General features: G+C 70.1%; 23 protein-coding genes. 13 read left to right on the forward strand and 10 right to left on the reverse strand.

Annotation, left to right across the window (positions count from 1 at the left end; genetic code table 11):
• Window positions 1–21 precede the first annotated feature (21 nt).
• Together FHU35_RS13785 and FHU35_RS13790 are read right to left on the reverse strand one after the other, a co-directional pair.
• Window positions 22–699 (reverse strand): histidine phosphatase family protein, encoded by a 678-nt coding sequence (locus FHU35_RS13785; RefSeq protein ID WP_145739297.1) that lies wholly within the window; start codon window positions 697–699, stop codon window positions 22–24.
• Window positions 700–811: 112 nt separating this feature from the next.
• Complete coding sequence (locus tag FHU35_RS13790; protein ID WP_222429365.1) at window positions 812–1,642, reverse strand: undecaprenyl-diphosphate phosphatase; 831 nt, start codon at window positions 1,640–1,642, stop codon at window positions 812–814.
• A 261-nt stretch (window positions 1,643–1,903) separates the two neighbouring features.
• On the opposite strand from FHU35_RS13790, the gene FHU35_RS13795 reads away from it, so the two are divergent.
• From FHU35_RS13795 to FHU35_RS13835, 10 genes are all read left to right on the forward strand, one after another.
• Window positions 1,904–2,875 (forward strand): aldo/keto reductase, encoded by a 972-nt coding sequence (locus FHU35_RS13795; protein ID WP_145739298.1) that lies wholly within the window; start codon window positions 1,904–1,906, stop codon window positions 2,873–2,875.
• A 169-nt stretch (window positions 2,876–3,044) separates the two neighbouring features.
• Window positions 3,045–4,025: a YncE family protein gene (locus FHU35_RS13800; protein ID WP_145739300.1), complete on the forward strand. Its 981-nt coding sequence runs from the start codon at window positions 3,045–3,047 to the stop codon at window positions 4,023–4,025.
• Window positions 4,022–4,246 carry a DUF5703 family protein gene (locus tag FHU35_RS13805; RefSeq protein ID WP_246110283.1) on the forward strand — a complete coding sequence of 75 codons (225 nt, stop codon included), beginning with the start codon at window positions 4,022–4,024 and terminating at the stop codon, window positions 4,244–4,246. Before FHU35_RS13800 ends, FHU35_RS13805 begins: the two co-directional genes overlap by 4 nt.
• 32 nt (window positions 4,247–4,278) lie before the next feature.
• A complete protein-coding gene (locus tag FHU35_RS13810; RefSeq protein WP_145739302.1) occupies window positions 4,279–5,826 on the forward strand; it encodes an N-acyl-D-amino-acid deacylase family protein in 1,548 nt (515 codons plus the stop codon).
• 209 nt (window positions 5,827–6,035) lie between these two features.
• A complete protein-coding gene (locus FHU35_RS29285) occupies window positions 6,036–6,173 on the forward strand; it encodes a hypothetical protein (protein ID WP_186459411.1) in 138 nt (45 codons plus the stop codon).
• Window positions 6,174–6,388: 215 nt separating this feature from the next.
• The gene (locus FHU35_RS13815) at window positions 6,389–7,336 is read left to right on the forward strand and encodes an LLM class F420-dependent oxidoreductase (RefSeq protein ID WP_145739304.1); all 948 of its coding nucleotides are present in this window, start codon (window positions 6,389–6,391) and stop codon (window positions 7,334–7,336) included.
• 158 nt (window positions 7,337–7,494) lie between these two features.
• Window positions 7,495–8,145, forward strand: a complete 651-nt coding sequence (locus FHU35_RS13820; RefSeq protein ID WP_246110284.1) for a TetR/AcrR family transcriptional regulator — start codon at window positions 7,495–7,497, stop codon at window positions 8,143–8,145.
• Window positions 8,142–9,080 carry an ATP-binding cassette domain-containing protein gene (locus tag FHU35_RS13825; RefSeq protein ID WP_145739306.1) on the forward strand — a complete coding sequence of 313 codons (939 nt, stop codon included), beginning with the start codon at window positions 8,142–8,144 and terminating at the stop codon, window positions 9,078–9,080. The genes FHU35_RS13820 and FHU35_RS13825 overlap by 4 nt, the downstream gene beginning before the upstream one ends.
• A gap of 8 nt (window positions 9,081–9,088) precedes the next feature.
• Complete coding sequence (locus FHU35_RS13830) at window positions 9,089–9,928, forward strand: ABC transporter permease (protein WP_145739307.1); 840 nt, start codon at window positions 9,089–9,091, stop codon at window positions 9,926–9,928.
• 16 nt (window positions 9,929–9,944) lie between these two features.
• Window positions 9,945–11,135, forward strand: a complete 1,191-nt coding sequence (locus FHU35_RS13835; RefSeq protein ID WP_145739309.1) for a macrolide family glycosyltransferase — start codon at window positions 9,945–9,947, stop codon at window positions 11,133–11,135.
• A 131-nt stretch (window positions 11,136–11,266) separates the two neighbouring features.
• On the opposite strand, the gene FHU35_RS13840 is transcribed toward FHU35_RS13835, so the two are convergent.
• Complete coding sequence (locus FHU35_RS13840) at window positions 11,267–12,010, reverse strand: TetR family transcriptional regulator (RefSeq protein ID WP_145739311.1); 744 nt, start codon at window positions 12,008–12,010, stop codon at window positions 11,267–11,269.
• Between the two features lie 141 nt (window positions 12,011–12,151).
• Here FHU35_RS13840 and FHU35_RS13845 point away from each other — a divergent pair, with 141 nt between their 5' ends.
• Together FHU35_RS13845 and FHU35_RS13850 are read left to right on the forward strand one after the other, a co-directional pair.
• Window positions 12,152–13,306: an acyl-CoA dehydrogenase gene (locus FHU35_RS13845; RefSeq protein ID WP_246110285.1), complete on the forward strand. Its 1,155-nt coding sequence runs from the start codon at window positions 12,152–12,154 to the stop codon at window positions 13,304–13,306.
• A gap of 143 nt (window positions 13,307–13,449) precedes the next feature.
• Window positions 13,450–13,899, forward strand: coding sequence for a DoxX family protein (locus FHU35_RS13850; RefSeq protein ID WP_145739315.1), 450 nt, complete (start codon window positions 13,450–13,452; stop codon window positions 13,897–13,899).
• Window positions 13,900–13,908: 9 nt separating this feature from the next.
• On the opposite strand, the gene FHU35_RS13855 is transcribed toward FHU35_RS13850, so the two are convergent.
• Window positions 13,909–14,379 carry a YkvA family protein gene (locus FHU35_RS13855; protein WP_145739317.1) on the reverse strand — a complete coding sequence of 157 codons (471 nt, stop codon included), beginning with the start codon at window positions 14,377–14,379 and terminating at the stop codon, window positions 13,909–13,911.
• A 114-nt stretch (window positions 14,380–14,493) separates the two neighbouring features.
• On the opposite strand from FHU35_RS13855, the gene murJ reads away from it, so the two are divergent.
• The gene (murJ, locus tag FHU35_RS13860) at window positions 14,494–16,119 is read left to right on the forward strand and encodes a murein biosynthesis integral membrane protein MurJ (protein WP_145739319.1); all 1,626 of its coding nucleotides are present in this window, start codon (window positions 14,494–14,496) and stop codon (window positions 16,117–16,119) included.
• Here the strand turns inward: murJ and FHU35_RS13865 are convergent, their stop codons facing one another.
• From FHU35_RS13865 to fdh, 6 genes are all read right to left on the reverse strand, one after another.
• Entirely contained in the window at window positions 16,120–16,845 is a 726-nt protein-coding gene (locus FHU35_RS13865) for a type 1 glutamine amidotransferase (RefSeq protein WP_145739321.1), read from the reverse strand.
• Window positions 16,842–18,239 carry a MurT ligase domain-containing protein gene (locus tag FHU35_RS13870; RefSeq protein WP_145739323.1) on the reverse strand — a complete coding sequence of 466 codons (1,398 nt, stop codon included), beginning with the start codon at window positions 18,237–18,239 and terminating at the stop codon, window positions 16,842–16,844. Before FHU35_RS13870 ends, FHU35_RS13865 begins: the two co-directional genes overlap by 4 nt.
• Before the next feature lie 812 nt (window positions 18,240–19,051).
• Window positions 19,052–19,666 carry a LysM peptidoglycan-binding domain-containing protein gene (locus tag FHU35_RS13875; RefSeq protein WP_145739325.1) on the reverse strand — a complete coding sequence of 205 codons (615 nt, stop codon included), beginning with the start codon at window positions 19,664–19,666 and terminating at the stop codon, window positions 19,052–19,054.
• A gap of 387 nt (window positions 19,667–20,053) precedes the next feature.
• Window positions 20,054–20,977, reverse strand: a complete 924-nt coding sequence (gene nrfD, locus FHU35_RS13880) for an NrfD/PsrC family molybdoenzyme membrane anchor subunit (protein ID WP_246110286.1) — start codon at window positions 20,975–20,977, stop codon at window positions 20,054–20,056.
• Complete coding sequence (locus FHU35_RS13885) at window positions 20,974–21,837, reverse strand: 4Fe-4S dicluster domain-containing protein (protein ID WP_145739330.1); 864 nt, start codon at window positions 21,835–21,837, stop codon at window positions 20,974–20,976. Before FHU35_RS13885 ends, nrfD begins: the two co-directional genes overlap by 4 nt.
• Before the next feature lie 2 nt (window positions 21,838–21,839).
• Window positions 21,840–25,115, reverse strand: a complete 3,276-nt coding sequence (gene fdh / locus FHU35_RS13890) for a formate dehydrogenase (RefSeq protein WP_186459412.1) — start codon at window positions 25,113–25,115, stop codon at window positions 21,840–21,842.
• Window positions 25,116–25,151 lie beyond the last annotated feature (36 nt).

Below are 25,151 nucleotides of genomic sequence, written 5' to 3' on the forward strand. Positions count from 1 at the left end.
CTGGCGTTCGGCAGCCGCGACTTAGTCCTGCTTACCGGTGCTCCCGCCCACCACGGCATCCGAGGACTGCGACTCCGGCGGCGGCAACAACCCCGACACGTCCCCACCCGTGTCGTTGACCTTCAGCACGAACGGCCGCGTCTCCGTGTAGCGCACCACGCTCACCGAACACGGATCCACCACGATCCGCTGGAACGAATCCAAGTGCAGACCCAGCGCATCGGCCAGCACCGACTTGATCACATCACCATGACTGCACAACAACCACACGTCCCGCGCACCGAGCATCCGGTCGTGCTCGCGCACCGCGGCCACCGCCCGCGCCTGCACCTGCGCCAAACCCTCACCACCCGGGAACACCGCCGCAGACGGGTGCTGCTGCACCACCTTCCACAGCTCCTGGTCGGTCAGCTCGCTGATCTTGCGCCCCGTCCAGTCCCCGTAATCGACCTCCGCCAGCCGCTCCTCGACCACCGGCTCGATCCCCCGCTGCCCCACCAGACCCGCGACCGTCTCCTGGCAGCGCTGCAGCGGAGACACCACGACCCTGCTCAACGGCACGCCCTCCAAGCGCGCAGCAAGACCCGCGGCCTGGCCGCGCCCCGTCTCGTCGAGACCCACACCGGGTGTGCGCCCGGCCAGAACACCGGAACCGTTGGCCGCCGAACGGGCGTGCCGGAGCAGAATGAGAGTCGCCACGTCCGCCGAGGGTAGGCGTCACCGCCAAACCCACCGCCCGCAGCCCGCCCAAAAAAGCATCGGGACGGCCCGGCAGGCCGCCCCGATGTCACCGTCGTCCGCTTTCAGCGCCTCACGGCTGCATCACACCGAAACCCAGCAACGCGAACAACGCCGCGCCCAGAGCGATCCGGTACCAGACGAACAGGTACACGCTGTGCTTCTCCACGAACCGCAGCAACCACGCGATCACCGCATAACCGATGACCCCAGCCACCACGGTCGCCACGATCATCTGCGCACCCGAGGGCTGCAGCCCGTACGGACTCGGCTCGAACACGTGCGAGACCTCCGACAACCCCGCCGCGAACACCGCCGGAATCGCCAGCAAGAACGAGAACCGCACCGCCGTGGCCCGCGTCAGCCCCAGCGACAGACCCGCCGTGATCGTCCCGCCGGAACGCGACACACCCGGGATCAACGCCAACGCCTGCGCGAAACCCATCAGCACACCATCGCTGAGGCGCAGCTGAGCCTGCTCGCGCAACTGCTTGCCGAACCGCTCCGCCAGACCCATCAGCACACCGAACAGCACCAACGTCAGGCCGGTGATCCACAGACTGCGCAGCGACGAGCGGATGTAGTCCTGGAAGAAGAAGCCCAAGATCCCGATCGGCAAGCTGCCCACGATCACGTACCAGGCCAGCTTGTAGTCCTGGGTGGCGCGCACCTCGGCGTTGAACAACCCGCGGAACCACACCGCGACCAGCCGGACGATGTCACCGATGAAGTAGATGACCACCGCCAGCTCGGTACCGATCTGCGTCACCGCGGTGAACGACGCACCCGCGTCCTCGCCGAAGAACAACTTCGACACGATCGACAGATGCCCTGACGAGGAAATCGGCAGGAACTCGGTGAGCCCCTGGACCACGGCCAACACCATGGCCTGCAACCACGACACGAAACCCACTCCACACGCTCGACAAGGGAAACCAGGCCGCACCCGGAACTTCCGGCCCGGTCCCCAGATCTTCCAACATCCCCAGGCGCCCGAACCCCCCACCCTTGATCACCCCGTCGGGGCAGGTCAGCCAGCAACCGATCACCCCGCGCAGCCGACCGCACGACACACCACCACGCATGTGATCCACACCACGCCATATCGGACCCGCCGAGCCGACCTCACCACCCACGCCCCCCGCAGCGCATACCCTGCAACACCGTGGAACAGCGACAACTCGGCCGCAGCGGCCTCCGCGTCTCCCGGCTCGCACTCGGCACCATGACCTGGGGCCTCGACGTCGACGCCGACGAAGCAGCCGACCAGCTGACCACCTTCCACGCCGCAGGCGGCACCCTCATCGACACCGCCGACGTCTACCAGGACGGACACGCCGAAGAACTCCTCGGCGCCCTGCTCACCCACCACATCCCCCGCGACGAGATCATCCTCGCCACCAAAGCCGCCGCCCGCCGCAAACCCGGCCCCTTCGGCGGCGGAGCCTCCCGCGGCTCACTCCTGAGCGCCCTCGACGACTCCCTCCGCCGCCTGGGCACCGACCACATCGACCTCTGGCAGGTCCAAGCCTGGGACCCCGCAGTCCCCCTCGACGAAACCCTCGCCGCACTCGACACCGCCGTGGCCACCGGCCGCGTCCGCTACACCGGCATCGCCAACTACACCGGCTGGCAAACCGCCACCGCCGCCGCACACCAGCACCACCACCCCCTCCGCACACCCCTCATCTCCACCCAAGTCGAGTACTCCCTGCTCGAACGCGGCACCGAACGCGAAGTCATCCCCGCCGCCGCGCACCACGGACTCGGCATCCTCGCCTGGGCACCGCTCGGCCGCGGCGTCCTCACCGGCAAGTACCGCAACGCCACCCCACCCGACTCCCGCGGCGCCACCACCCACCTCTCCGGCTACGTCGAACACCACCGCACCGAACGCGCCGCCCGCATCGTCCAAGCCCTGCTCACCGCAGCCGAAGGCCTCAACACCTCACCCGCACAAGTCGCCCTCGCCTGGATCCGCGACCGCCCCGGCGTCACCGCCCCCGTCCTCGGTGCCCGCACCACCACCCAACTCAAAACCGCCCTCACCGCCGAAGACCTCACACTCCCCCCGGCCATCCGCGCCGCGCTCGACGACATCAGCGCACCCCAACTCGGCTACCCCGAGAACCACTAGCCGACAACCAGACCCACTTCCCGCAACCCCTCCGACGTGCCAAGCTGATGGGTCACCCCCAGGGGCGGCCTGCACCCTCCGTCCCCCGATCAGGGATGCTGGAGGAAGCAGCAACCACCCAGCGGAACCACCACCCCCGCAGGGCAGCACCACCACAGGAGGGCCTTCCTTGCGTCGTCTGGTCATCACCTGCCTCACCCTCACCCTGCTCGCCGGGTGCGGCATGGACGACAACGCCGACCCCCTCCAGGTCACCGACACACTCACCCAAGCGCGACCCGCCGCCGCACCACCCGCGACCACCCCGCCCGAAGGCACCGCGCATCCCGCACCACCCGCCCAGCACACGGCCTACGACCGCGACACCCGCACCCTCGTGCTCGCCACCGGCCCCCAGCTGCAGCTCGTCGACACCACCACCGGCAACCGCCGCACCGTCGACCTCCCCGCCGCACCCACCAACATCCACGCGCGCAGCGGCCAACTCCTCGCAGCCCTGCCCGACGCCGGCCAGATCACCCGCGTCGACCTGCGCACCGCCACCGCACACCCCACCCCCGTGCCCGGCGGACCCGTCGACGCCCTAGACCTCGACGCCGAGCGCACCGCCGTCATCCAGCGCGACACCGCCACCGTCACCATCCTCACCAACGGCCAACCCGGCGTCACCACCGAGAAGTTCGAAGGCCCCGCACAACTGCTCGACCACGCCGGCCAGCTCTACGTCCTCGACCGCCTCACCACCGCCATCACCCCCATCAACCCCGCCACCGGCGAAAAAGGCGCAGGACTGCGCGCAGGACAAGGCGCCACCAACGCCGTCCAAGACCGCTACGGCCGCATCCTCACCATCGACACCCGCGGCCAATGCCTCCTCGCCTTCAGCACCGACCCCCTGATCCTCAAGCAGCGCTACCCCGTCCCCGGCGCCCCCTACGCACTCGCCTACGACCCCACCACCGACATCGCTTGGGTCACCCTCACCGCCACCAACGAACTCGTCGGATACGACATCGCAGGCGGCGAACCCCGCGAGGTCCGCCGCATCCCCACCATCAGCCAACCCGATTCCCTCGCAGTCGACCCCGACAACCGGACCCTCTACATCGCCTCCGCCAACGGCGCCGGATACCAGGTGGTGACAATGTGAGCGCACACGCCGACGAGATCGAGACCGATGCCGACTGGGAATACCGGCCGCTGCGCCTCCCACCCGGCATCACCCGGATCAGCGCCGCGACCCAACTCAGCATCCACGCCGAGTACTCCGGCTGGGAACTCTCCCGCGTGCTCCTCTACGCCGACGGCACCCGCAAGATCTGGCTCCGCCGCAAGCGCAACACACCCGGAGTCCCCAACATCATCACCTGACCGCGCCACGACGCCCTCAGGAAGGCGCAGGGATGACCGAGCTGCTCACCGGAGCCCTCCTCGCCGACGGAACCGGACACCCGCTGCGACCCGCCGACGTCATCATCGACAACGGCCGCATCACCGCCGTCGAACCGCCCGGAACGCTGCCCGAGCACCACCCGCGCCGCGACCTCACCGGCCTCGTCCTGGCACCCGGGTTCATCGACGTCCACTCCCACGCCGACAACGCACCGCTGCTCACCGAGGACGACACCACCAAGATCCTCCAAGGCGTCACCACCGAGGTCGTCGGCAACTGCGGTTTCAGCCTCGCACCGCGCAGCACCACCCACGCCGAGGTCCACGACGGGTTCCTGCAACGCCTCTTCCCACCCCTCGACGTCACCTGGAACCGTTTCGCCGAACTCCTCGACGCCACCGACGCCGCAGGTCACGTCACCAACCACTGCCCGCTCATCGGTCACGGCACCCTCCGCGTCGCCGCCACCGGCATGAGCGACGCCGCCCCGGACGCCGCCGCGCTGCACCGCATGCGCGAGATGCTCGACGAAGCCATGAGCGCAGGCGCTTTCGGCCTCTCCACCGGCCTCATCTACCCACCCGCCCTGTTCGCCGGGATCGACGAGCTCACCGCGCTCGCCCGCACCCTCGGAGGCCACGGCCTCTACGCCACGCACATGCGCGACGAAGGCGACCATCTCCTCGACGCCATCGACGAGGCCCTGCGGATCGGCCAGGTCGCCGGCCGCACCCAGCTGTCGCACCTCAAGGCGACCACACCCCGCAACTGGGGCAAGATGCCCGCCGCCCTCAGCCGGATCCACCGGGCGCGCGAGCACGGCCACGACGTCGCCCAGGACGTCTACCCCTACACCGCCTCCTCCACCACGCTCACCTCCGTGCTGCCCGCCGACTACCTCGGCGGCAGCGGCGAGCACATCCTCGCCAAGCTCTCCGCGCCCACCGCGCACGCGGACCTGACCGCCGCGATCGGCCGCACCACCCACTTCGACCGCATCCTCATCGCCACCACGAGCAGCCACCGCGATGAAGGCCGCACCCTCGCCGAGATCGCCGATGCCCGCAGCTGCGATCCGGTCCGAGCCCTGATCGACCTCCTGGTGGACGAGGAGCTGAGGGTGGCGATGATCCACTTCTCGATGCACGAGGACGACCTCGAACTCGCCCTGCGCGATCCGCGCACCATGATCGGCTCGGACGGCCTCCCACCGGGCAACGGCGGACGCCCGCACCCGCGCATGACCGGCACCTTCCCCCGAGTGCTCGGCCGGTACGTCCGCGAGCGCGAAGTCCTCCAGCTCCCCGACGCCGTCCGGCGCATGACCGCGCTGCCCGCCGACACCTTCCGCATCCCCGACCGCGGAATGGTCGCTCCGGGCCGCATCGCCGACCTGGTCGCCTTCGACCCCGCGACCGTCGCGGACGTCGGCGACTACCAAGAGCCGATGCGCCCACCCGCCGGAATCCCCTGGGTGTGCCTGGGCGGGCGGACCGTCGTGGAAGCAGGCCGATTCCTCGGCGAGCGAGCCGGTACCCGCCTCAGCCCGAAGGCCTGACTTCCGTTCTGGCGGTCTTTCAGCAGTCGTGCGTGCTGGAGGACGCGGAGCATTCTTTTCACTCGCCACTGAAGTTGCAGAAGTCAATATCTAAGACAACGCTGCTCTTCCGAGGGATTCCGGAACCCCCGTGGCGCGTCCCACATGCGATCTGTCCAGCAGGGACGGACGATCGGCCGGTGAAATCCGTTGCCGAGAGGAGCCCGGCCATGACGCTCTCAGATCATCGAGTCGCCCAGCAGGACTCCTTTGACCCGGACATCGACCTGGACCTCCCGGTCCAGTCGCGCCGGGAGTCAGTCGACACCGAAGACGACGAAAGCCACGTCATCCGCGGCTACGACTGACGACGAGCGGGCGCGCCGTCCAGGCCACAGCACGACCTCCCAGGACCAGGCGGCGCGCCACCGCTCTCCTCCCCCTCCTCGCGGTTGTGCTTTTGGTCTTTAGACGGTTTAAATTCAGTTGACACTGAAGATATAGATGCATTCAACCCTCTGCTGGCGCTCCGCCCCTGGTGAAATCGGGAGACGGTGATGCGGCCGAGGAGCAGCATCCGGACATGGCTGAATTCCGGTTCTCATGCAACGTCTTCGCGATCCGCTCCGCCTCCGAGTTCGGCGACCACTGCCGGCGGGTGGAATCACTCGGCTACGACGTGGTGTTCACGGCCGATCACCTCGGCCGCCCCTCCCCTTTTCCGGCGCTGGTCGCCGCCGCGCAGGCCACCGAGCGGATGCGCGTCGGGACGCTGGTGATCAACGTCCCGTTCTGGAACCCCGCCCTGCTCGCGCGCGAGATCGCCACCACCGACCTGCTCACCGGCGGACGCCTCGAGGTCGGCCTCGGCGCCGGGCACATGAAGTGGGAGTTCGACGAGGCCGGCATCGAGTGGCAGCCCTTCGGCGCCCGCACCGAACGGCTGCGGTCCACCATCGCCGAGCTCGCGCGCCAGTTCGCGCTGGACGGGTTCCCGCAGCAGCAGGAGGCCCGGGCGGAGCACGGCCTGCCCGCGCTCCGCCCGGTGCAGCGCACCGGGTTCGACGGGTCCGGCCCGCCTCTGCTCGTCGGCGGCACCGGCGACCGGGTGCTGCGGATCGCGGCGGACACCGCGGACATCATCGGCATCTCCGGCATCCGCCAGATCCCCGGCCACCCGCCCGGCACCTTCCGCATCTGCACCGCCGAGGAGATCGACGAACGCGTGCGCTTCGCCCGGGAGAACGCGGGACCACGCGCCGACCAGGTCGAATGGCAGGCACTCGTCCAAGCGGTCGCCCCGAGCGAGGACCGCCGGACCACCGCCGCCGAACTCCTCCCCCGGTTCGGCGGCACGATGACCCTCGATGAGCTCTTGGAGACCCCGTTCCTGCTCATCGGCACGGTCGAGCAGATGGCCGAGCAGGTTCGCCGCAACCGCGAGCGCTTCGGCTTCACCCACTGGACCGTCCACGCTCCGTACGTGGAAGCATTCGCCCCGGTCCTCCAGCGCCTCCGCGAGGCGGGCTGAACGTCGAACGGGCAGTGGTGGTCTGAATTGCCCGTGATCAATGTTCGTTTCGCCCGGACGGTTCGGACCACAACTGCCACGCAGCCCGACGGCCAGACGTCGAGTGAGTGAGCACCCACTCATTGGCATGAGTGAGCACTCACTCCTATGGTGGTGAGGTGACCGCAGAGCAACCGCGCCGCCGTGCTTCGGCGATGAGTCCCGATCAGCGGCGCGAGGCGATCGTCGCGGCCGTCCTGCCGCTCGTGCGCGAGCACGGGGCGCACGTCACGACCAAGCAGATCGCCCAGGCCGCCGGGATCGCTGAAGGCACCGTGTTCCGCGCCTTCAGCGACAAGACCGAGCTCCTCCAGGCCTGCGTCACCGCGGCCCTGCGCCCGGACGAGCTGTGCGCGACCGTTCGAGCGGTCCCCCGCGACACCGACGTCGCTGAACGGCTGACCGAAGCCGCTCAGCTGTTCCTCGACCACTTCACCCGCTTCGGAGAGCTCGTCCACACCCTCGCCGCCTCCGGGTTCGACCTGCGCGGCGGACCCGACCGCAAGCCGACCGGACTGCCCGAGGCACGCGAGCAGTTCATCCACGACCTCAACGCCGCGGTGGTCTCCCTGGTCGATCCGCAGGAGCTGCGGATCCCGCCGGAGGACCTCGCCAAATACCTGCAGTCGCTCGTGCTCGGTCTCCGCTTCACCGCCACCGCGCAGAGCACGGCGGACACCGATCACACGGCCGCCATCCGCGCGCGCGTCGACGTGCTGCTGCACGGCGCCCTCGCCGAAACCGCCCACACCACCGGGGAATCCTCATGACCGATCCGATCATCGAAGCGCACCACATCACCCAGAGGTTCGGGGACGTCACCGCCCTCGACGACGTCAGCATCTCCGTCGGCCAAGGCAGCGTCCTCGGCCTGCTCGGCCACAACGGAGCGGGCAAGACCACGCTGATCAACGTGCTGAGCACGCTGCTGCCGCCGACCAGCGGCACCGCCCGCATCGCAGGCCTCGACGTCGTCACCCACCGGCGCGAGGTCACCGCGCGCATCGGGCTCACCGGGCAGTTCGCCTCCGTCGACGAGCAGCTCTCCGGCTACGACAACCTCGTCCTCATCGCCCGGCTGTTAGGCGCGAGTCGCCGCGAGGCCAAGCAGCGCGCCGACGAGCTCCTGACCACCTTCGACCTCGCCGAAGCCGGACGACGCCCGGCACGGACCTATTCCGGCGGCATGCGCCGCAGGCTCGACATCGCCGCCAGCCTCGTCGGCCAGCCCGACGTGATCTTCCTGGACGAACCCACCACCGGGCTCGACCCCGTCAGCAGGCTCAACCTCTGGCAGATCGTGGAAGACCTCGTCAACGACGGCACCACCGTCCTGCTGACCACCCAGTACCTCGACGAGGCCGACCGCCTCGCCGACTCCATCACCGTGCTCTCGGCGGGCAAGGTCGTGGCGACCGGCACCGCCGAGCAGCTCAAGGCCCAGGTCGGGCAGCGCACCGTCAACGCCACGCTCACCGATGGTTCCCGCACCACCGACGCCCTGCGCTCCCTCCGGGCCGCCGGGTTCGACCCGGTGCACGAGGACACCCGGCTCACCATTCCCATCAGCGCTTCCCGCCAGCTCGCCGACGTGGTGCGCGCGCTCGATGAGACCGGCATCGACATCGGCGACCTGGGACTCGGGGAACCGACCCTGGACGACGTCTACCTCGCCCTCGCCCACCACACGCCCACCGCCGCCTGAGGGATCCCATGACCACCACCTTGACCGCTCCGCCGAGCGCCCCCGCCCCCGCGCCCACCACCCGGCGCTGGCGCGGCGCCTCCTACCCCACCCAGATCCTCGTGCTGACCGGCCGTTCGCTGCGCGCCGTCATCAAGGACCCGCGCGTGGTCATCTTCAGCCTGCTGCAACCGCTGATCATGCTGACGCTGTTCAGCCAGGTCTTCGGGAAGGCGATGATGGGCAACGTCGCCGACCAGGGCGGCAGCTACATCAACTACCTGATGCCGGCGATCCTGGTGACCACCGGCATCGGCGCGGCCATGCAGTCCGGGGTCGGCCTGGTCACCGACATGAAGAACGGCGTCATCGCCCGCTTCCGCGCCCTGCCCATCGGCATGAGCGCGGTGCTCATCGCGCGCAGCCTCGCGGACCTGGCCCGCACCGCGGTGCAGCTGATCGTGCTCCTGACGGTCGCCGCACTGGTCTACGGCTTCGCCCCCGCCGGCGGCTTCGGCGGGACGCTCGGCGCGTTCTTCCTGGCGCTGTTCGTCAGCTGGTCGTTGTCCTGGCTCTTCCTGGCGCTGGGCTCCTGGCTGCGCAAGGAGGAGGTCATGCAGAGCATCGGCTTCCTCGCCATGTTCCCGCTGATGTTCGCCTCCAGCGCGTTCGTGCCCGTGCAGTCGCTGCCGACCTGGCTCGGGGTCGTGGCCAAGATCAACCCCCTGACCTACGCCGTGGACGCCTCCCGCAACCTCTCCCTCGCGCTGCCCACCGGCGCGGGCGTGATCTCCGCGCTGGCCACCAGCGCACTGCTGTGCGCGGTCGGCATCACCATCGCGGTCCGCGGTTTCCGCCGCCCGCTCTGACCCGTCTCGAGGAGCTATGAAGAAGCACTTCCTGTTCACCAGCGTGCCCGCCTTCGGGCACGTGAACCCCACGTTGGCGCTGGTCAGCGAGCTGCTCGACCGAGGCCACCGGGTCACCTACGCGGTCGGGTCCGACGCGCTGGAAACGGTGCGGGCCACCGGCGCCGAGGTGCTGGGGCTGCCGACGAAGATGCCCGACATCGCCGGGCAGGGGAACGTCTTCACCCCTGAGCGCATGCGGACGATGATGGAGTTCTTCATCGGGGACGTCCGCCAGTGCATGCCGGTGCTGCTGGAACACTTCTCCGATTCACCGCCGGACGCGGTGTGCTCCGACGTGATGACCACCTACGGCCGGATGCTGGCCGACAAGCTCGGCATCCCAGCGGTCTCGTTGGTCCCCAACTTCGCGAGCAACGAGAACTTCGATCTGCGCTCCTCCATGATGGCCGAGCACGCCCCCGCGGTCGGTCCGCAGCACGCCGAGGCCATGACCAAGATCCACGAGGCGATGACCGAGGTCGGTGAGGAATTCGGCGTCGAAGCCGTTCCCCTGATCGGCGGGCCTCCGACCGGCCTGAACCTGGTGTTCCTGCCGGAGGAGTTCCAGCTGGCGCACGAGACGTTCGACGAGCGCTTCCGGTTCATCGGCCCGCTCGTGGGCGACCGCGCGGACGAGGACTACTCCCCCGCCGACCCGCAGCGCCCGCTCGTCTACATCGCGCTGGGAACCGCGTTCAACGAGCGCCCGGACTTCTACCGGTTGTGCTTCGAAGCCTTCGCCGAGGGACCGTGGCAGGTCGCGCTGTCGATCGGATCGCGCGTGGATCCGGCCGCGCTGGGCGAGATCCCGGCCCACTTCGACGTGCGACCCTCGTTCCCCCAGCCCGCGGTGCTGCGGCACGCCGAGGCGTTCGTCTCGCACACCGGCATGAACTCGACCATGGAGTCGCTGCACAGCGGCGTTCCGCTGATCGCGGTGCCGCAGATGCCCGAGCAGTCGGCGAACGCCGCCCGCGCGGAGGAGCTCGGCCTCGGCGTGAAGCTCGATCCGGAGACCGTCACCGCCGCGGAGCTGCGCGCGGCCGTCGACCGGATGTCCTCCGATCCCGACGTGCGCAGCAACCTCGACCGGATGCGGGACGTCCTGCGCTCGACCGGAGGAGCTCCCGCCGGGGCCGACGCGATGGAGGCCTTCGTGGTCTGATCGCGGCCGCTTGATCCCGGGGCGGGTGGTGTTCTCCGCCTGTCCCGGGATAATTTCATTCCACACTGAACCCACGAATGTAATCGATATGTGATGCGCTGTGATCCCATTCGGCACCGGGTGCCGAGCGATCACCGTTCGACGTCGCGCAGGGCCTCCTGGACCCGCTCCAGAACCGCTCCCGCCGAGGCGGAGGTGCGCACGGCGGCCACCACGACCGAGTCCTGACCCGCGCCGGTCGCTCCCCCGGGCCACTGCCCGGACAGCGCCTCGCGGACCTGCTCGGTGGCGTGCCGCAGCGCCGCCCCGGCGTCCAACTCTCCCCCGCTGCGCAGCCACTGGCGCAGCACGTGGTTGTGCGCGGCGACCACCGCCGAGGCCGCGACCGCCGCGTGCAGCTCGGCGTCGGGCTGGCCGGCGAAGCGGGCGCGCAGGTAGCGCGCGAAGACCCGCTGGTACCGGTCGATGCTCGCGATCTCCTTGTCCCGCAAGGCCGGGACCTGCCTGGTCAGCTCCGAGCGCTTGAGCGAGACCTCGGGTTCTTCGAGGTACATCCCCAGCACGAACTCCGCGGCCTCCCCCAGGACCCGCAGCGCGTCGGCGTCCGGAGCAGCCGACTCCAGCAGCTCCACGACGTCGGCCAGCCGCTCGTCGTGCCCGGGGAACACGACGTCCTCCTTGGACCGGAAGTACCGGAAGAAGGTACGCCTCCCGACCCCGGCGGCCTCGGCGATCTGGTCCACGGTGGTCGCTTCGAAGCCCTGCTCGGCGAACCTCTCCAGCGCGGCGACCGCGATCGCGCTGCGCACCTTCCGGCGGCCGTGCGGAGTGCGTCCAGAACGGGGCTTGGGAGCCGCAACGACTGCCTCGGACATGGCTGCGAATGTAGCACCGCAGAATTGCTAGTGGCACTCAGTGCCGTTACGATGAGGGCGACATCAGGTCCGCCGCGTTACGCGGGCGGCATGCGACGAGACCCCGCTCGCGGCTGTGCGACGGGACTAGGGAGGGACCCGGTGGACCCGAACTTCGACACCTACCAGCTCGCCGAGGAGCACGACGCGCTGCGCGAGGCGGTGCGCGCCCTCGCCGAGAAGGAGATCGCGCCCCACGCGACCGACGTCGACGAGCAGGAGCGCTACCCGAAGGAAGCCCTCGACGCGCTGGTCAAGGCCGGTTTCGCCGCGACCCACATCCCCGAGGAGTACGGCGGCGAGGGCGCCGACTCGGTGGCCACCTGCATCGTCATCGAAGAGGTCGCCCGGGTCTGCGGGTCCTCCTCGCTGATCCCCGCGGTCAACAAGCTCGGCACCATGCCGATCATCCTGTCGGCCTCCGAGGACCTCAAGAAGCAGGTCCTGCCCTCGATCGCCAGCGGTGAGACCACCGCTTCCTACGCGCTATCCGAGCGCGAAGCGGGCTCCGACGCCGCGGCGATGAAGACCCGCGCCCGCCGCGACGGCGACAACTGGGTGCTCAACGGCAGCAAGTGCTGGATCACCAACGGCGGCGTGTCGAAGTGGTACACGGTCATGGCCGTGACCGACCCGGAGAAGGGCGCCAACGGCATCAGCGCCTTCGCCGTGCACGCCGACGACCCGGGCTTCACCGTCGGCCCCAAGGAGAAGAAGCTCGGCATCAAGGGCTCGCCCACCGTCGAGCTGTACTTCGAGGACGCCACCATCCCGGCCGACCGGATCATCGGTGAGCCGGGCACCGGCTTCAAGACCGCGCTCAAGACCCTCGACCACACGCGTCCGACGATCGGCGCGCAGGCGGTCGGCATCGCGCAGGGCGCGCTGGACCAGGCGCTGGCCTACGTCAAGGAGCGCAAGCAGTTCGGCAAGTCCATCGCCGAGTTCCAGGGCGTGCAGTTCATGCTCGCCGACATGGCGATGAAGGTCGAGTCCGCCCGTCAGATGGTCTACGTGGCGGCCGCCCGCGCCGAGCGCGGTGAGCCCAACCTCGGCTTCATCTCCGCGGCGGCGAAGTGCTTCGCCTCCGACGTGGCCATGGAGGTCACCACCGACGCCGTCCAGCTCTTCGGCGGCGCCGGCTACACCCGCGACTTCCCGGTCGAGCGCATGATGCGCGACGCCAAGATCACCCAGATCTACGAGGGCACCAACCAGGTCCAGCGCATGGTGATGGCACGCAACCTCCTCAAGTGAGGTCTTCCTCGCGCGAGTGCCCCGGTGGAACGGCGTTCCACCGGGGCACTTCTGCGTTCAGCGGAGTTGCCGCGCCGATCCCGAGATGACGGGCGAGTCGATCACGCCGACACTGGGAGGACCCGCACAGCACAGGAGTCGGCATGAACGCGCTTCGCAGCTCGCTCACCCTCATCGGCCGGATCGGCGTCGGGATCGTCCTCATCGCGCACGGCTGGCAGAAGCTCGTGACCTGGGGCGTTCCCACGACCGCGCAGAACTTCGGCACTATGGGCGTGCCGCTGCCCCAGCTCGCCGCCTGGTACGCGACCGTCGTGGAGCTCATCGGCGGCGTCCTGCTGATCCTCGGCATCGCACTGCCGCTGGTCGGACTGGCGGTGGCGCTCGACATGGCCGGAGCGATCATCTTCGTCCACCTGCCGCACGGCCTGTTCGCGCCGGACGGATTCGAACTGCCCCTGGTCATCGGCGCGGCCGCGCTCGCGATGGGGTTCAACGCCGGGAACTGGTCCCTGGACCACGCGATGTTCGGGCGGCGTGCGCGGCGCGAGTCGAAGTACGTCGCACCGTCGACGCCCGATCCCGGGCGTTGACGCTCCCCACTACTCCCCCGGCTCGACCTCGCGAGGGCGTTCGCGGCCGGCGAGGTAGTTGCCCGACTCCGCGTAAAGGCTGCTCAGCAGCCAGCTGGCGACTCCGATGTCGTCGCCGATGCCCAGCAGCGGCAGGAAATCCGGGATGAAGTCGATCGGCGAGACCAGGTAGACCAGCGCGATCAGCCACAGCGCCGCCTGGTAGCGCGGGAGCTCGGGGTTCCGGCCCCGCGCGGTCGAACCGACCATGGACGGCACGGCCTTGACGCGGGCGAACGGCGATCCGGCCGCCCCCGCGCGATGCGCCCGGACCGCGGCCCGCACGGGCGACCGGCGCAGTCGGGCGACGAGCCCCGCGAGGCCGATCCCCGCCCCCGCGGCCATCAGGCCCACCGGCAGCAACCAGCCACCCGCGTCGCCACCGAAAGCGATCGCCACCACCGCACCGGCGACCAGCAGGACCACACCGAACACGATCACGCGCGCACCCCTTTCACAGGCCTCTCGATCAGCGTGCCACGGAACCGGTTCACCCGGCGAGAGCGGGTGTTTCGTGGCACCTTCAGCATCGAACGAGCCGATGGGAGGGGCTACGTGGTCGATCAGGCCGACACCGGTGTCCGAAGCCCCTCACTCGCCCGCGCGAGCGCGGCCATGGCCGTGGCCACCGCGATTAGCAGGATCAGCGGCCTGCTCGCCAAGGTGTTGCTCGTGGTGGTGCTCGGGCTGGGCATGGTCAACGACTCCTACACCGTGGCCAACACGCTGCCCACCGTCGTCAACGAGCTGCTGCTGGGCGGGGTGCTCACCAGCATCGCCGTTCCGCTGCTGGTGCGGGCGCAGCGGGAAGGACCCGAGCACGGGCAGTCCTACGCGCAGTGGATGATCACCATGGGCGCGGTGCTTCTCGGCGTCGCCACCGCCGTCGCGGTCGCCGGTGCCGGGCTGCTGACCGCGCTGTACCTGGGTCCTGACACCCGGGCCAACGCGGAGCTGACCACCGCGTTCGCCTACCTGCTGCTGCCGGGCATCGTCTGCTACGGCATGTCGGCCCTGCTGCAGGCGATCCTCAACGTGCGCGGTCTGTTCGGCACTCCCGCCTGGGCACCGGTGTTCAACAACCTCGTGGTGATCACCACCGTGATCGTCTACGCGGTGATGCCCGGTGAGATCTCCACCGACCCGGTGCGCATCGGAGAGCCGAAGCTGCTGGTGCTCGGGCTCGGAACGCTGGCCGGGATCACCACCCAGCTGCTGGTGATGGTCGTGTCCTTGCGGCGCAGCGGGTTCCGCTACCGGTGGCGGTGGGGATGGGACCGGCGGCTGTCGGAGTTCGGCGGTCTGGCCGGCTGGGTGGTGCTCTACACGCTGATCAGCCAGGCCGGGATGGTGGTGATCACCCGCGTCACCGCGCAGGGCACCCCGGGCAGCGTGGCGACGTTCAACTACGCGTGGCTGCTGTCCCAGGTGCCCTACGGCGTGCTGGGCGTGTCGCTGCTGACGGCGCTGATGCCGCGGATCAGCCAGGCCGCGGCCTCCGGCGAAACCCGCGCGTTCGTCGACGACGTCGCCTGGGGCACGCGGATGACCGCGGTGCTGCTGATGCCGGTCAGCGCGCTGCTGGTGGTGGCGGGCGGTCCGCTCGCGGTCGCGTTCTTCTCGCTGGGCGCCAGCGACGTCGCCGCCGCCGGGCGGCTCGGCTGGGCGCTGGCCGCGGCGGCCGCGGGCGTCGTGCCCTTCGGGATCACCATGCTGCAGCTGCGGGCCTTCTACGCGATGCACGACGCCCGCACCCCGACCTGGATCAACGTGATCATGGTCGCCGTGCGCAGCGTGCTGTGCTACCTCGTGCTGGCCACCGTGGACCCGCAGGACGTCGTGCTCGGGGTGACCGCGGCGATGTCGGCGAGCTTCCTGCTCGGTGCCGTGGTCGGGCAGATCTGGTTGCGCGCCCGGATCGGTTCGCTGCGTACCGGAGCGACGGTGGTGGGGTGCCTGCGCGCGCTGCTGGCGTGCACCGTCGGGGCGTTGTGCTCGCTGGCGGTGCTGGCCGGGGTGCGCGCGTTGACCGGCCCGCTGAACCCGATGGTGGACGCGTGGCTGGCCCTCGTGCTGCACGGGATCGTCGTGCTGGCCGTCAGCCTCGGCGTGCTCGCCCTGCTGCGGGCGCCCGAGCTGCGGCCGGCCCTGCAGAAGCTGGGCCGGCTCGCTCGTCGGTGACTACTTGCGGTTGCGCACGTGCACCCGGGTGCGCTCGGTGCGCAGCGCTTTGAGCTCGGGCGGGTCCGGAACCGGTGCCAGCGGTTCGCCCAGGGCCCACTCCAGCAGCAGGTCGGCCAGCTTCGGGTTCCGCGCCAGCACCGGGCCGTGCATGTAGGTGCAGACGACGTGCCCGGTCACCGCGCCCTCGGCCTCGTCCCGGCCGTTGCCGACGCCGCGCACGACCTTGCCCAGCGCGTGCGAACCGGGCCCGAGGGACGTGCGCCCGAGGTGGTTCTCGAAACCGGTGAGCATCCCGACCCCGCCGAGCGTGGACTGGGTGGTCACCTCGCCGATCGCGCGTCCGCGGCCCGGCTCGGTCGTGGCGTCGACGAGGCCGAGCCCGTCGTGGCGCTGCCCGTCACCGGTGACGAAGCCCGTTCCCAGCACCTGCAGACCGCCGCAGATCCCCAGCACCGGAACTCCTCGGGCCACCGCGCGGGTCAGGCCGGCACCGCGGCGCAGGAAGCGAACGGCGGCGACCTGCGCGACGTCCTCCCCGCCGCCGATCAGGTACAGGTCGCAGTCCTCCGGGACGGCGTCGTCGGAGGACAGGACGGTGACCAGCTCGCTGCCGATGCTCCGCCAGCGCAACCGCTGGGCCAGCACGATCGCGTTGCCGCGGTCTCCGTAGGTGCCCAGCAGGTCTGGCAGGACGAGGGCGATGCGGACTCGTTCCCCGGTCATGTGCGGCTCCTGGTGTGCAGGTCGCGGAAGGCGGTGTAGTTGGCGATGACGTCGGGCAATCCGCCTTCGGTGCCGCCGAGGGCGACCTCGACCGTGGAAGCGACGCTGGCCCGCACCCCGGCGTAGCGCAGGCGCACCGCGAGGTCCAGGGCTCGGTCGCCCGCGACCTGGACGGGCCGGCCGCGCAGCATCTCGAAGTCCACGTCCCACAACCACGAGACGTCGTAGCCGTCGGCTTCGCGGCTGTTGACCACCAGCACCAGCGGTTCGTCGTTGCTGGAGACCAGGTCGAGCATCTCCAGCCAGCTGGCGGGGTTCTTGGCCAGCAGCAATCGGACCCGGCGTCCACCGAGCCGCACCGTGTCGTAGCGGCCGGCGGCCTGCGAGATCCGGCGGACGCGCGCCAGCACCGGGGCTTCCTCCCCGCCCAGCTGCAGCGCGGCGGCCAGCGCGAAGGTGGCGTTGACGCGGTTGACGTGACCGGGCAGGGCGAGCGCGAGCTCGTGGTGGGTGCCCTCGGAGTCCAGGACGCCGGTGTCGGTGACCTTCCAGTCGGCGGGTGGCCGCGCGAGCCCGCACTGGCAGCGCCAATCGCGGTCGACGTCGCCGATGAAGGCACCGCACTGCGGGCAGTTCAGCGCGTCGTCGCGCCACCGCACGCCACCGGAGACCCAGGTGACGTGGGGGTGGCCGGCGGCGGCGAACACGATGTTGGGGTCGTCGCGGTTGGCGATGACCTGCGCCCCCGGGGCTTGGGTGAGCGCCCGTTGCAGGCTGGCCGCGACGGTGCGGACCTCGCCCACGCGGTCGAGCTGGTCGCGGCTGAGGTTCAGCAGGAGGATCGCCGACGGTTCGAAGCGCTCGGTGACCTGCGCCAGGTGCAGCTCGTCGACCTCCAGCGCGGCGAAGGGAGCGTCGAGCTGGGTCAGCAGCGCGGCGACGTGACCGTCGAGCATGTTCGCGCCGGTCGCATTGCTGACCGCGGGTGCCTTCGCGCGCAGCGCCTCGGCGACCATCTGGGTGGTGGTGGTCTTGCCATTCGTTCCGGTGACCATGACGACACGCCGACCGGTTGCCAACCGCTGCAGGAGATCGGGTTGTAGCGTCAGCGCCAATCGGCCACCGATCATGCCGCCGGATCCGAGACCGAGACGCTGCGACAGCGACGCCGCCCACTTGCCTGCGTTGATGGCCATCGCGGTGCGCAGGCCCATCCGACGGGTGTCGGCGGGCTCGCGCACGGGCGCGGGAACGACCTTCCAGTGCTGGTCAGCGCCCTGGGTTCGGTCAGGCGGACGGCCGCCGTCGGCGCTCGGCCGCTGATCGGGCGACTGGCGCTGGGCCGGTGTCTGGTCGACCGTCGGCTCGTCGGTCTCCCGCGTGGTGTCGGACATGCGTCCCCTCCCCCCTCGGGCGGCCGTCGCACGCGGCACGCCGGGTCGGCTCAGGGCTGCGCGACACCGCTAATCGGCCGCACTCGGGCGCGCCGCCCTTCGCTTCCTGGCCAGTGTGGCCCGGCTCCGGCGAAACAGCGCGACGATCAAGAGCAGGAAACCGGCCGTGATGGCAGCGGGTCCGACCCAGCTGTCGAGTCCGGAATCGACTGCGGCGTCCATTTGAAGTGCGATGAACATCGGGGGTCCCCTTTCCGAAGGTCGGGGGTAGGGGCACGCGGGGTGAGTGCGGTCACGTCAATGGTCCGCCGCGGCTGGGGATGTCCGCTGCGCTGACATGCCGGTAAGTCCCGCGTTCGAGCAGCAATCACTCGGGATGATGTCGCGAGGGCACGTTAGGTGATCGGACGGTCGACTCGAGAGATCAGAGCCGACTTCACGTCTCGCGACATTTCGTTGCGGTTGTGCGGTTTTGAGTCCGAACGGCGGATCATTCCACATCGCAGCGCTCACCCGTTGGGGTCTATTGCGGCGATACGCTCGGCGATCAACGAACGTGCAATTACTCTCGGATTTGATCCCGACGGTGTTCGTCAAGATCCGAAGGGAGCCGGACGTGACCGAACTCGTGCTGATGCTGGGCTTCTTCGCCTTCGCCGGAATCGGCTGGACCGCATGGGACATCCGCAACGACCTGCGCCGCCGCAAGCTCAAGTGAGAGGCGTTCCGCAGATCGCAGACGAGGGACCCCGCCGGAGAGAGGAAGGCGGGGTCCCTCGTTCATGCGCACCCTGGTCCGCAGACGGGGTGGGTCACTTGATGGCGAGCTGCTGACCCGGGAAGATCACGTTCGCGTCCTTCACGGCCGAACGGTTCTTGTCGAAGATCGACTCCCAGCTCACGCCCTGGTCCTGCGCGATCGAACCCAGGGTGTCACCCGACTGCACGGTGTAGGTGCCCTCGACCTTGACGGTCTTCTTGACCGGGTTCTTCTTCTTGGTGGTGGACTTCTTCTCGGTGCTCTTCTTGCTGCTGCCCGATTCGGCGTCCTGGTGCTCGGCACTGCCGCCCTTGGTCAGGCCGGCCTTCTTCGAGCACACCGGCCACGCGCCCGGGCCCTGCGCCTGGAGCACGCGCTCGGCCACGGCGATCTGCTGCGACTTGCTGGCCTGCGCGGCGTTCGAGCCGTAGCTGTCGCCGCCGTAGGCCGACCAGGTGGACTGGTTGAACTGCAGGCCACCGTAGTAACCGTTGCCGGTGCTGATGTTCCAGTCGCCACCGCTCTCGCACTGCGCGACGGAGTCCCACGTGGACTCCGAGGCCGCGTTGGCCGGGAGGGTCATGGCGAACGGAGCGGCGACCGCAACGCCGGCGACGGCGACGCGGGTGAGGTTGCGACGGGTGGTGGACTTGCGGTGCTTGCCCATTGTCAGTCTTGTCTCCAGCAACGCCTTCGTGCCGTTCCAGCCCTGGGGCTCCGTGCGGCCGGCTCTGCCGTCCGCACCGGGTTCCCGGCGGTCGTCACGTCCCTGCCCGCAATGCAGTCTCGGGGTTTCGGAAAGCCCGCCGGGCAGGGTTCGGCGCTGCGGACTTCCGGGCTTGCTGTCGGCTCGGGGGCGCCGACGCCAGGCAACGCTACGTAGCTGAAAAGTGTGAACAAAACTCACAGCCAGTGGCGCTCGTCATAGAAACGCAACCAAGATCGCGACGATGTTGGTGTTTTAGCTGGTCATTTCTTGATCAGAAATGCGTTATTCACCTGAAATCAAACCACGCAGGGTGAGACTTGAACCACTACTCACTCACGTGAGTGACTACTGGAGGTCACCATCCGAACTCGATCTGTGCACTTCGCCACGGACTTCGGACCCTGGTGCGCCCACGCGTTCGCGCTGGGGCTCGACGACGTAGCGGGGATCGCGGGCCGTTTCCCGGCCTGCTTCGAACACTCCGTAGCGAGTGGCGACCGCCCCGAGCGTCAAGCAGGCCCCCGCCGCCACACCGGCCGCGCGGCTGCGCCCGGCCGCCAGCGCCAGCCCCGCGCCCACGGCGGTGGTCGCCCGCGCCACGCGCAGCACCGCGCCCGCCCGTCCGGTGCGGTAGGCCTCCGCGGCCAGGCCCAAGCGGGCCTCCATCCGCCTGCTCGCGGCCAGTTCCAACGCCGACCCGGCCACAGCCATCCGGCGCGCCGGGCGGGCTTGCGCAGGCGCCGCGACCAGCCCGACCGCCCCGGCGCTGGCGACCGCGCTCCCGGCGAACACGAACGGCAGCTCCCGGTAGGCCTCGTGCCAGCCCGGCACGGCGGTGTCGGCCAGCAGGACCGCGGTGTAGGTGGTCATCGCGGGTGCGAGGAAGCCCGCCAGCACTCCGGCCGCCTTGCCCGGCACCGGCAGCAGCCCGGTGAGCTCGCTGGCGGCGGCCGCCCCGGCCAGGCCCGAGAAGGGCGCGAGGATCCAGGACCCCACGCTCAGCGGTGAGGTCGGTTTGAACACCCGCAGCATGTGCAGGAACCGCGCCGGCCGTCCCAGGTCGTGCACCAGGGCTCCGACGCTCGCCGTCGCGCCCACCGCCGCTGCCACCCGACCGGCCCGCGCCAGGTGCCGACGACCGGTGAGATCCGCCAGCAGCGCCATCGTCGAGGACGCTCCGGCCATGCCGCCGAGGTAGAGGTAGGCCGGGACGTCCGGGACCTTCCACACCGGTTCCTTGAGCACCGGCAGCCCGTAGTAGGAGCTCACCTGCGCCTCCCGAGGAAGGATCCCGCGATCAGCGCCGCTGCGGTGAGCGCCCCCGCGGCCGCGTGCCGCCACATCGAGGGCAGGTCGCGCGTCGTGACGACCGGATCCGGCGGCAGGCCGTAGACCTCGGGCTCGTCGAGCAGCAGGAAGAACGCGCCGTCGCCGCCGACGCCGTCGGTCGGGTCGTGGCCGTAGAGCCGCGCGCTGGTCACGCCCTGCTCGTGCAGCTCGTCGACCCGCAGCGCGGCGCGCTCCCGCAGCTCGTCGAGGGGTCCGTACTGGATGGACTCCGTCGGGCAGGCGGTGGCGCAGGCGGGCATGAGCCCGGCCCCCAAGCGGTCCTGGCACATCGTGCACTTGGCCGCGCCGCCGGTGTCGGGCCGCATGTCGATCACGCCGTAGGGACAGGCCGGGACGCAGTAGCCGCATCCGTTGCACACGTCGTCCTGCACCAGCACGGTGCCGTGCTCGGTGCGGATCAGCGCGCCCGTCGGGCACACGTCGAGGCAGGCCGCGTGCGTGCAGTGCTTGCAGACGTCGGAGGACATCAGCCAGCGCACCTGCTGCTCATCCGGCGCGCCGAAGGCGGGCATGCCGAGTTCCTCGGGGGTCCCGCTCTGCTCGACGAAGGCGACGTGCCGCCAGGTGGTTCCGCTGAGCGCCTCGGTGTTGTCGTAGGACATGCCCGTCAGGTCCATGCCGTCCTCGGGCAGCAGGTTCCACTGCTTGCAGGCGACCTCGCACGCCTTGCAGCCGATGCACACGCTCGTGTCGGTGAAGAACCCCGCGCGCGGCTGCGGCGGGTACCCGGTCTCCCCCGCCGGGTCGTCGAGCGGTCCCGACAGCCGGTTGACGCTCACGCTCAGCCTCCTTCCACTCTCGGGTCGTCCGCGTGCTCGGTGCCGGTGCGCTCGTCGATGCCCGCGCGGTCGCGGTACTCGGCGACCAGGCGGTTGAGCGCGGCGGCGCGCGGTCTGCGCCCGGGCCGGACGTCGCAGGCCCCGGCCTTGGTCTCCATGATGTGCACGTTGGGGTCCAGCGCCACGCCGATGAGCTCGTTGGCGGCGTCGCCGGTGGTCAGCCCGTTGGGTCCCCAGTGCCAGGGGATGCCGATCTGGTGCAGCGTGCGCCCGCCGATCAGCAGGGGCCGCATCCGCTCGGTCACCATCACCCGGCCTTCGATGGCGCTGCGGGCGGTGACGACGGTGGCCCAGTCGCCGTGCTGGAGACCTCGTTCGACCGCCAATTCCGGGGAGACCTCGAGGAACATGGCCGGGGCGAGCTCGCTGAGGTGGCGCAGCCAGCGGCTCATGCCGCCCGCGGTGTGGTGCTCGGTGAGCCGGAACGTGGTGAACACGTACGGGAACACGTCGCTGCCGGGTTCGTCGCCGCTGGGCTGGTAGCGGTTCTCCGGGCGCGAGTGGATCTGCCGCGCGGGGTTCCGCTGCTGGTGCGGGTGCAGCAGGTTGGCGACCGGTGATTCCTGCGGCTCGTAGTGCGCGGGGAACGGACCGTCGACGAGACCCGCGGGTACGTAGAGCCAGCCGCGCCCGTCGCTCTGCATGATGAACGGCTCGGTGCCCGCGATCCCCGCCGGCCCGACGGCGCCGTCCTCCGGCTGGTAGTCGGGGCGCTTGGTCTTGTCGAAGTCGGGGACGTCGTGGCCGGTCCACTCGCCTCGCCCGTCGTCCCACCAGACGTAGGCCTTGCGGTCGCTCCAGGGCTTGCCGTCGGGATCGGCCGAGGCGCGGTTGTAGAGGATGCGGCGGTTGGCCGGCCACGCCCAGCCCCACTCCGGCGCGACCCGGTCCTGCTGGTCGGCGGGAACGCGGCGGGCGGACTGGTTGACGCCGTCGGCCGTCACGCCGCAGTAGATCCAGCAGCCGCATCGGGTGGATCCGTCGGAGCGCAGCTGCGGGTAGGCCGACAGCGGGCGGTCGTCGCCGTCGTAGCCGTTGATCTCGGCGAGCACGGCCTCCGCGCTGGGTTCGGCGATCTCCCCGTGCGTCGGGTAGTCCCAGGTCAGCTCCAGCACCGCGCGGTCGCGCTCGTCCTCACCGGTGAGCTTCTCCCTGATCCGGCGGCCGAGGTGGTAGTAGAACCACAGGTCGCTGCGCTGGTCCTCGGTCGGTTCGACGGCTTTGTGGTGCCACTGCAGGAGGCGCTGGGTGTTGGTGAACGACCCGTCCTTCTCGGTGTGCGAGGCGGCGGGCAGGAAGAACACCTCGGTGCCGATGTCGGCGGTGCGCATCTCGCCGGTCTCGATCTCGGGACCGTCCTTCCAGAAGGTGGCGGTCTCGATCATGTGCAGGTCGCGCACGACCAGCCAGTCCAGCGCGGCCAGGCCCATGCGCTGCTGGCGGGCGTTGGCGGTGCCCACGGCCGGGTTCTCCCCGATGACGAAGTAGCCCTGGCACTTGCCCTCGATCTGGTCGAGCACCGTTTGGAAGGTGCCGTGGTCACCGGTGAGCCGGGGCAGCCGGTCGAAGCAGAAGTCGTTGTCGGCGGTGGCGTGCTCGCCCCACCAGGACTTGAGCAGGCTGACCAGGTAGGACCGGATGTTGGCCCAGTAGCCGCAGGCCAGCTCGTCGTCGGCGACGAAGGACTCCAGGTCGGTGTCGGTGTGCGCGTGCGGCATCGGGATGTAGCCGGGCAGCAGGTTGAACAGGGTCGGGATGTCGGTGGAGCCCTGGATGCTGGCGTGCCCGCGCAACGCCAGGATGCCTCCGCCGGGACGGCCGATGTTGCCCAGCAGCAGCTGCAGGATCGAGGCGGCGCGGATGTACTGCGCGCCGACGGTGTGGTGGGTCCAGCCGACGGCGTAGGCGATGGCCGAGGTGCGGTCGCGCCCGGAGTGGGCGACGAGCTGGTCGGCGACCCAGGCGAAGTCCTCCTGGGAGATGCCGCAGATCTGCTCCACCACGTCCGGGGTGTAGCGCGCGTAGTGGCGCTTGAGCAGCTGGAACACGCAGCGCGGGTGTTCCAGCGTCGGGTCGGATTCGGGGTGCCCGTGGTAGACGGGCCCGCCGGATCCGCTGCGCTCGGGGCGGCTGGCGGCGCGTTCCCGGCCGTGCCTGCTGGTCGGTGCCTGCTCGGTCCCGTGGCCGCCGACGGCGGGTGCGGCCTGGCTGCCCTGGTACTGCCAGGTCGTGACGTCGTAGCTGCCCGCCTCGGGGTCGAAGCCGGAGAACAGGCCGTCGAGGTCCTCGGTGTCGGCGAACTCCTCGCCGACGATCATGGCCGCGTTGGTGTAGGCGACCACGTAGTCGTGGAAGTGCGCGTCGCTGCTGAGCACGTGGTTGATCAGCCCGCCGAGGAACGCGATGTCACTCCCGGCCCGCAGCGCGAGGTGCTTGTCCGCCACCGCCGAGGTGCGGGTGTAGCGCGGGTCGACGTGGATGATCTTGGCGCCGCGCTTCTTGGCCTCCATGACCCACTGGAAACCGACCGGATGGGCTTCGGCCATGTTGGAGCCCTGGATGAGGATGCAGTCCGATTCGGCGAGGTCCTGCTGGAAGGTGGTGGCGCCGCCACGCCCGAAGGAGGTGCCCAGACCGGGCACCGTGGAGGAGTGTCAAATGCGCGCCTGGTTCTCCACCTGGAGCGCGCCCAGGGCGGTGTAGAGCTTCTTCATGAGGTAGTTCTCCTCGTTGTCGAGGGTCGCTCCTCCGAGGCTCGCGATGCCCATCGTGCGCCGCAGCGGCCTGCCTTGGTCGTCGGCGTCCTCCCAGGTCGCGTCGCGGGTGGCCAGCACCCGATCGGCGATCATGTCCAGCGCGACGTCGAGGTCGAGGTCCTCCCACTCGGTGCCGTGCGGACGGCGGTAGCGGACCTTGGTCTCGCGCAGCGGTGAGGTGACCAGCTCCCGGCTGGCCGAGCCCTTGGGGCACAGGCGCCCGCGGCTGATCGGCGATTCCGGGTCGCCCTCGATCTGGGTGATGCGGCCACCGGAGGTGAAGATCCGCTGGCCGCATCCCACGGCGCAGTACGGGCACACCGAGCGCGTGACGTCGTCGGCGTCACTGGTGCGAGCCCGCAGCTCGTCGGTGCGCCGGGACCGCGACGCCGGGCCCCTGCCCAGCCGGTCGGGCCCGGTGAGCTGTCGCAACACCGGCCAGTTCAGCCACGTGGCCGCCATGTCCCGGAGGGTACCCAGCCTGTCGATCTCTCACAC

The sequence above is a fragment of the Saccharopolyspora dendranthemae genome (assembly GCF_007829955.1).
Taxonomy (GTDB): domain Bacteria; phylum Actinomycetota; class Actinomycetes; order Mycobacteriales; family Pseudonocardiaceae; genus Saccharopolyspora; species Saccharopolyspora dendranthemae.

Bases quoted from the DNA above. Each gene is read 5' to 3' on its own strand.
- FHU35_RS13870 (WP_145739323.1), bottom strand. From the start codon at position 18,239: ATGTCCGACACCACGCGGGAGACCGACGAGCCGACGGTCGACCAGACA.
- FHU35_RS13830 (WP_145739307.1), top strand. From the start codon at position 9,089: ATGACCACCACCTTGACCGCTCCGCCGAGCGCCCCCGCCCCCGCGCCC.
- FHU35_RS13810 (WP_145739302.1), top strand. From the start codon at position 4,279: ATGACCGAGCTGCTCACCGGAGCCCTCCTCGCCGACGGAACCGGACAC.
- FHU35_RS13840 (WP_145739311.1), bottom strand. From the start codon at position 12,010: ATGTCCGAGGCAGTCGTTGCGGCTCCCAAGCCCCGTTCTGGACGCACT.
- FHU35_RS13875 (WP_145739325.1), bottom strand. From the start codon at position 19,666: ATGGGCAAGCACCGCAAGTCCACCACCCGTCGCAACCTCACCCGCGTC.
- FHU35_RS13865 (WP_145739321.1), bottom strand. From the start codon at position 16,845: ATGACCGGGGAACGAGTCCGCATCGCCCTCGTCCTGCCAGACCTGCTG.
- FHU35_RS13825 (WP_145739306.1), top strand. From the start codon at position 8,142: ATGACCGATCCGATCATCGAAGCGCACCACATCACCCAGAGGTTCGGG.
- FHU35_RS13850 (WP_145739315.1), top strand. From the start codon at position 13,450: ATGAACGCGCTTCGCAGCTCGCTCACCCTCATCGGCCGGATCGGCGTC.
- FHU35_RS13815 (WP_145739304.1), top strand. From the start codon at position 6,389: ATGGCTGAATTCCGGTTCTCATGCAACGTCTTCGCGATCCGCTCCGCC.
- FHU35_RS29285 (WP_186459411.1), top strand. From the start codon at position 6,036: ATGACGCTCTCAGATCATCGAGTCGCCCAGCAGGACTCCTTTGACCCG.
- FHU35_RS13835 (WP_145739309.1), top strand. From the start codon at position 9,945: ATGAAGAAGCACTTCCTGTTCACCAGCGTGCCCGCCTTCGGGCACGTG.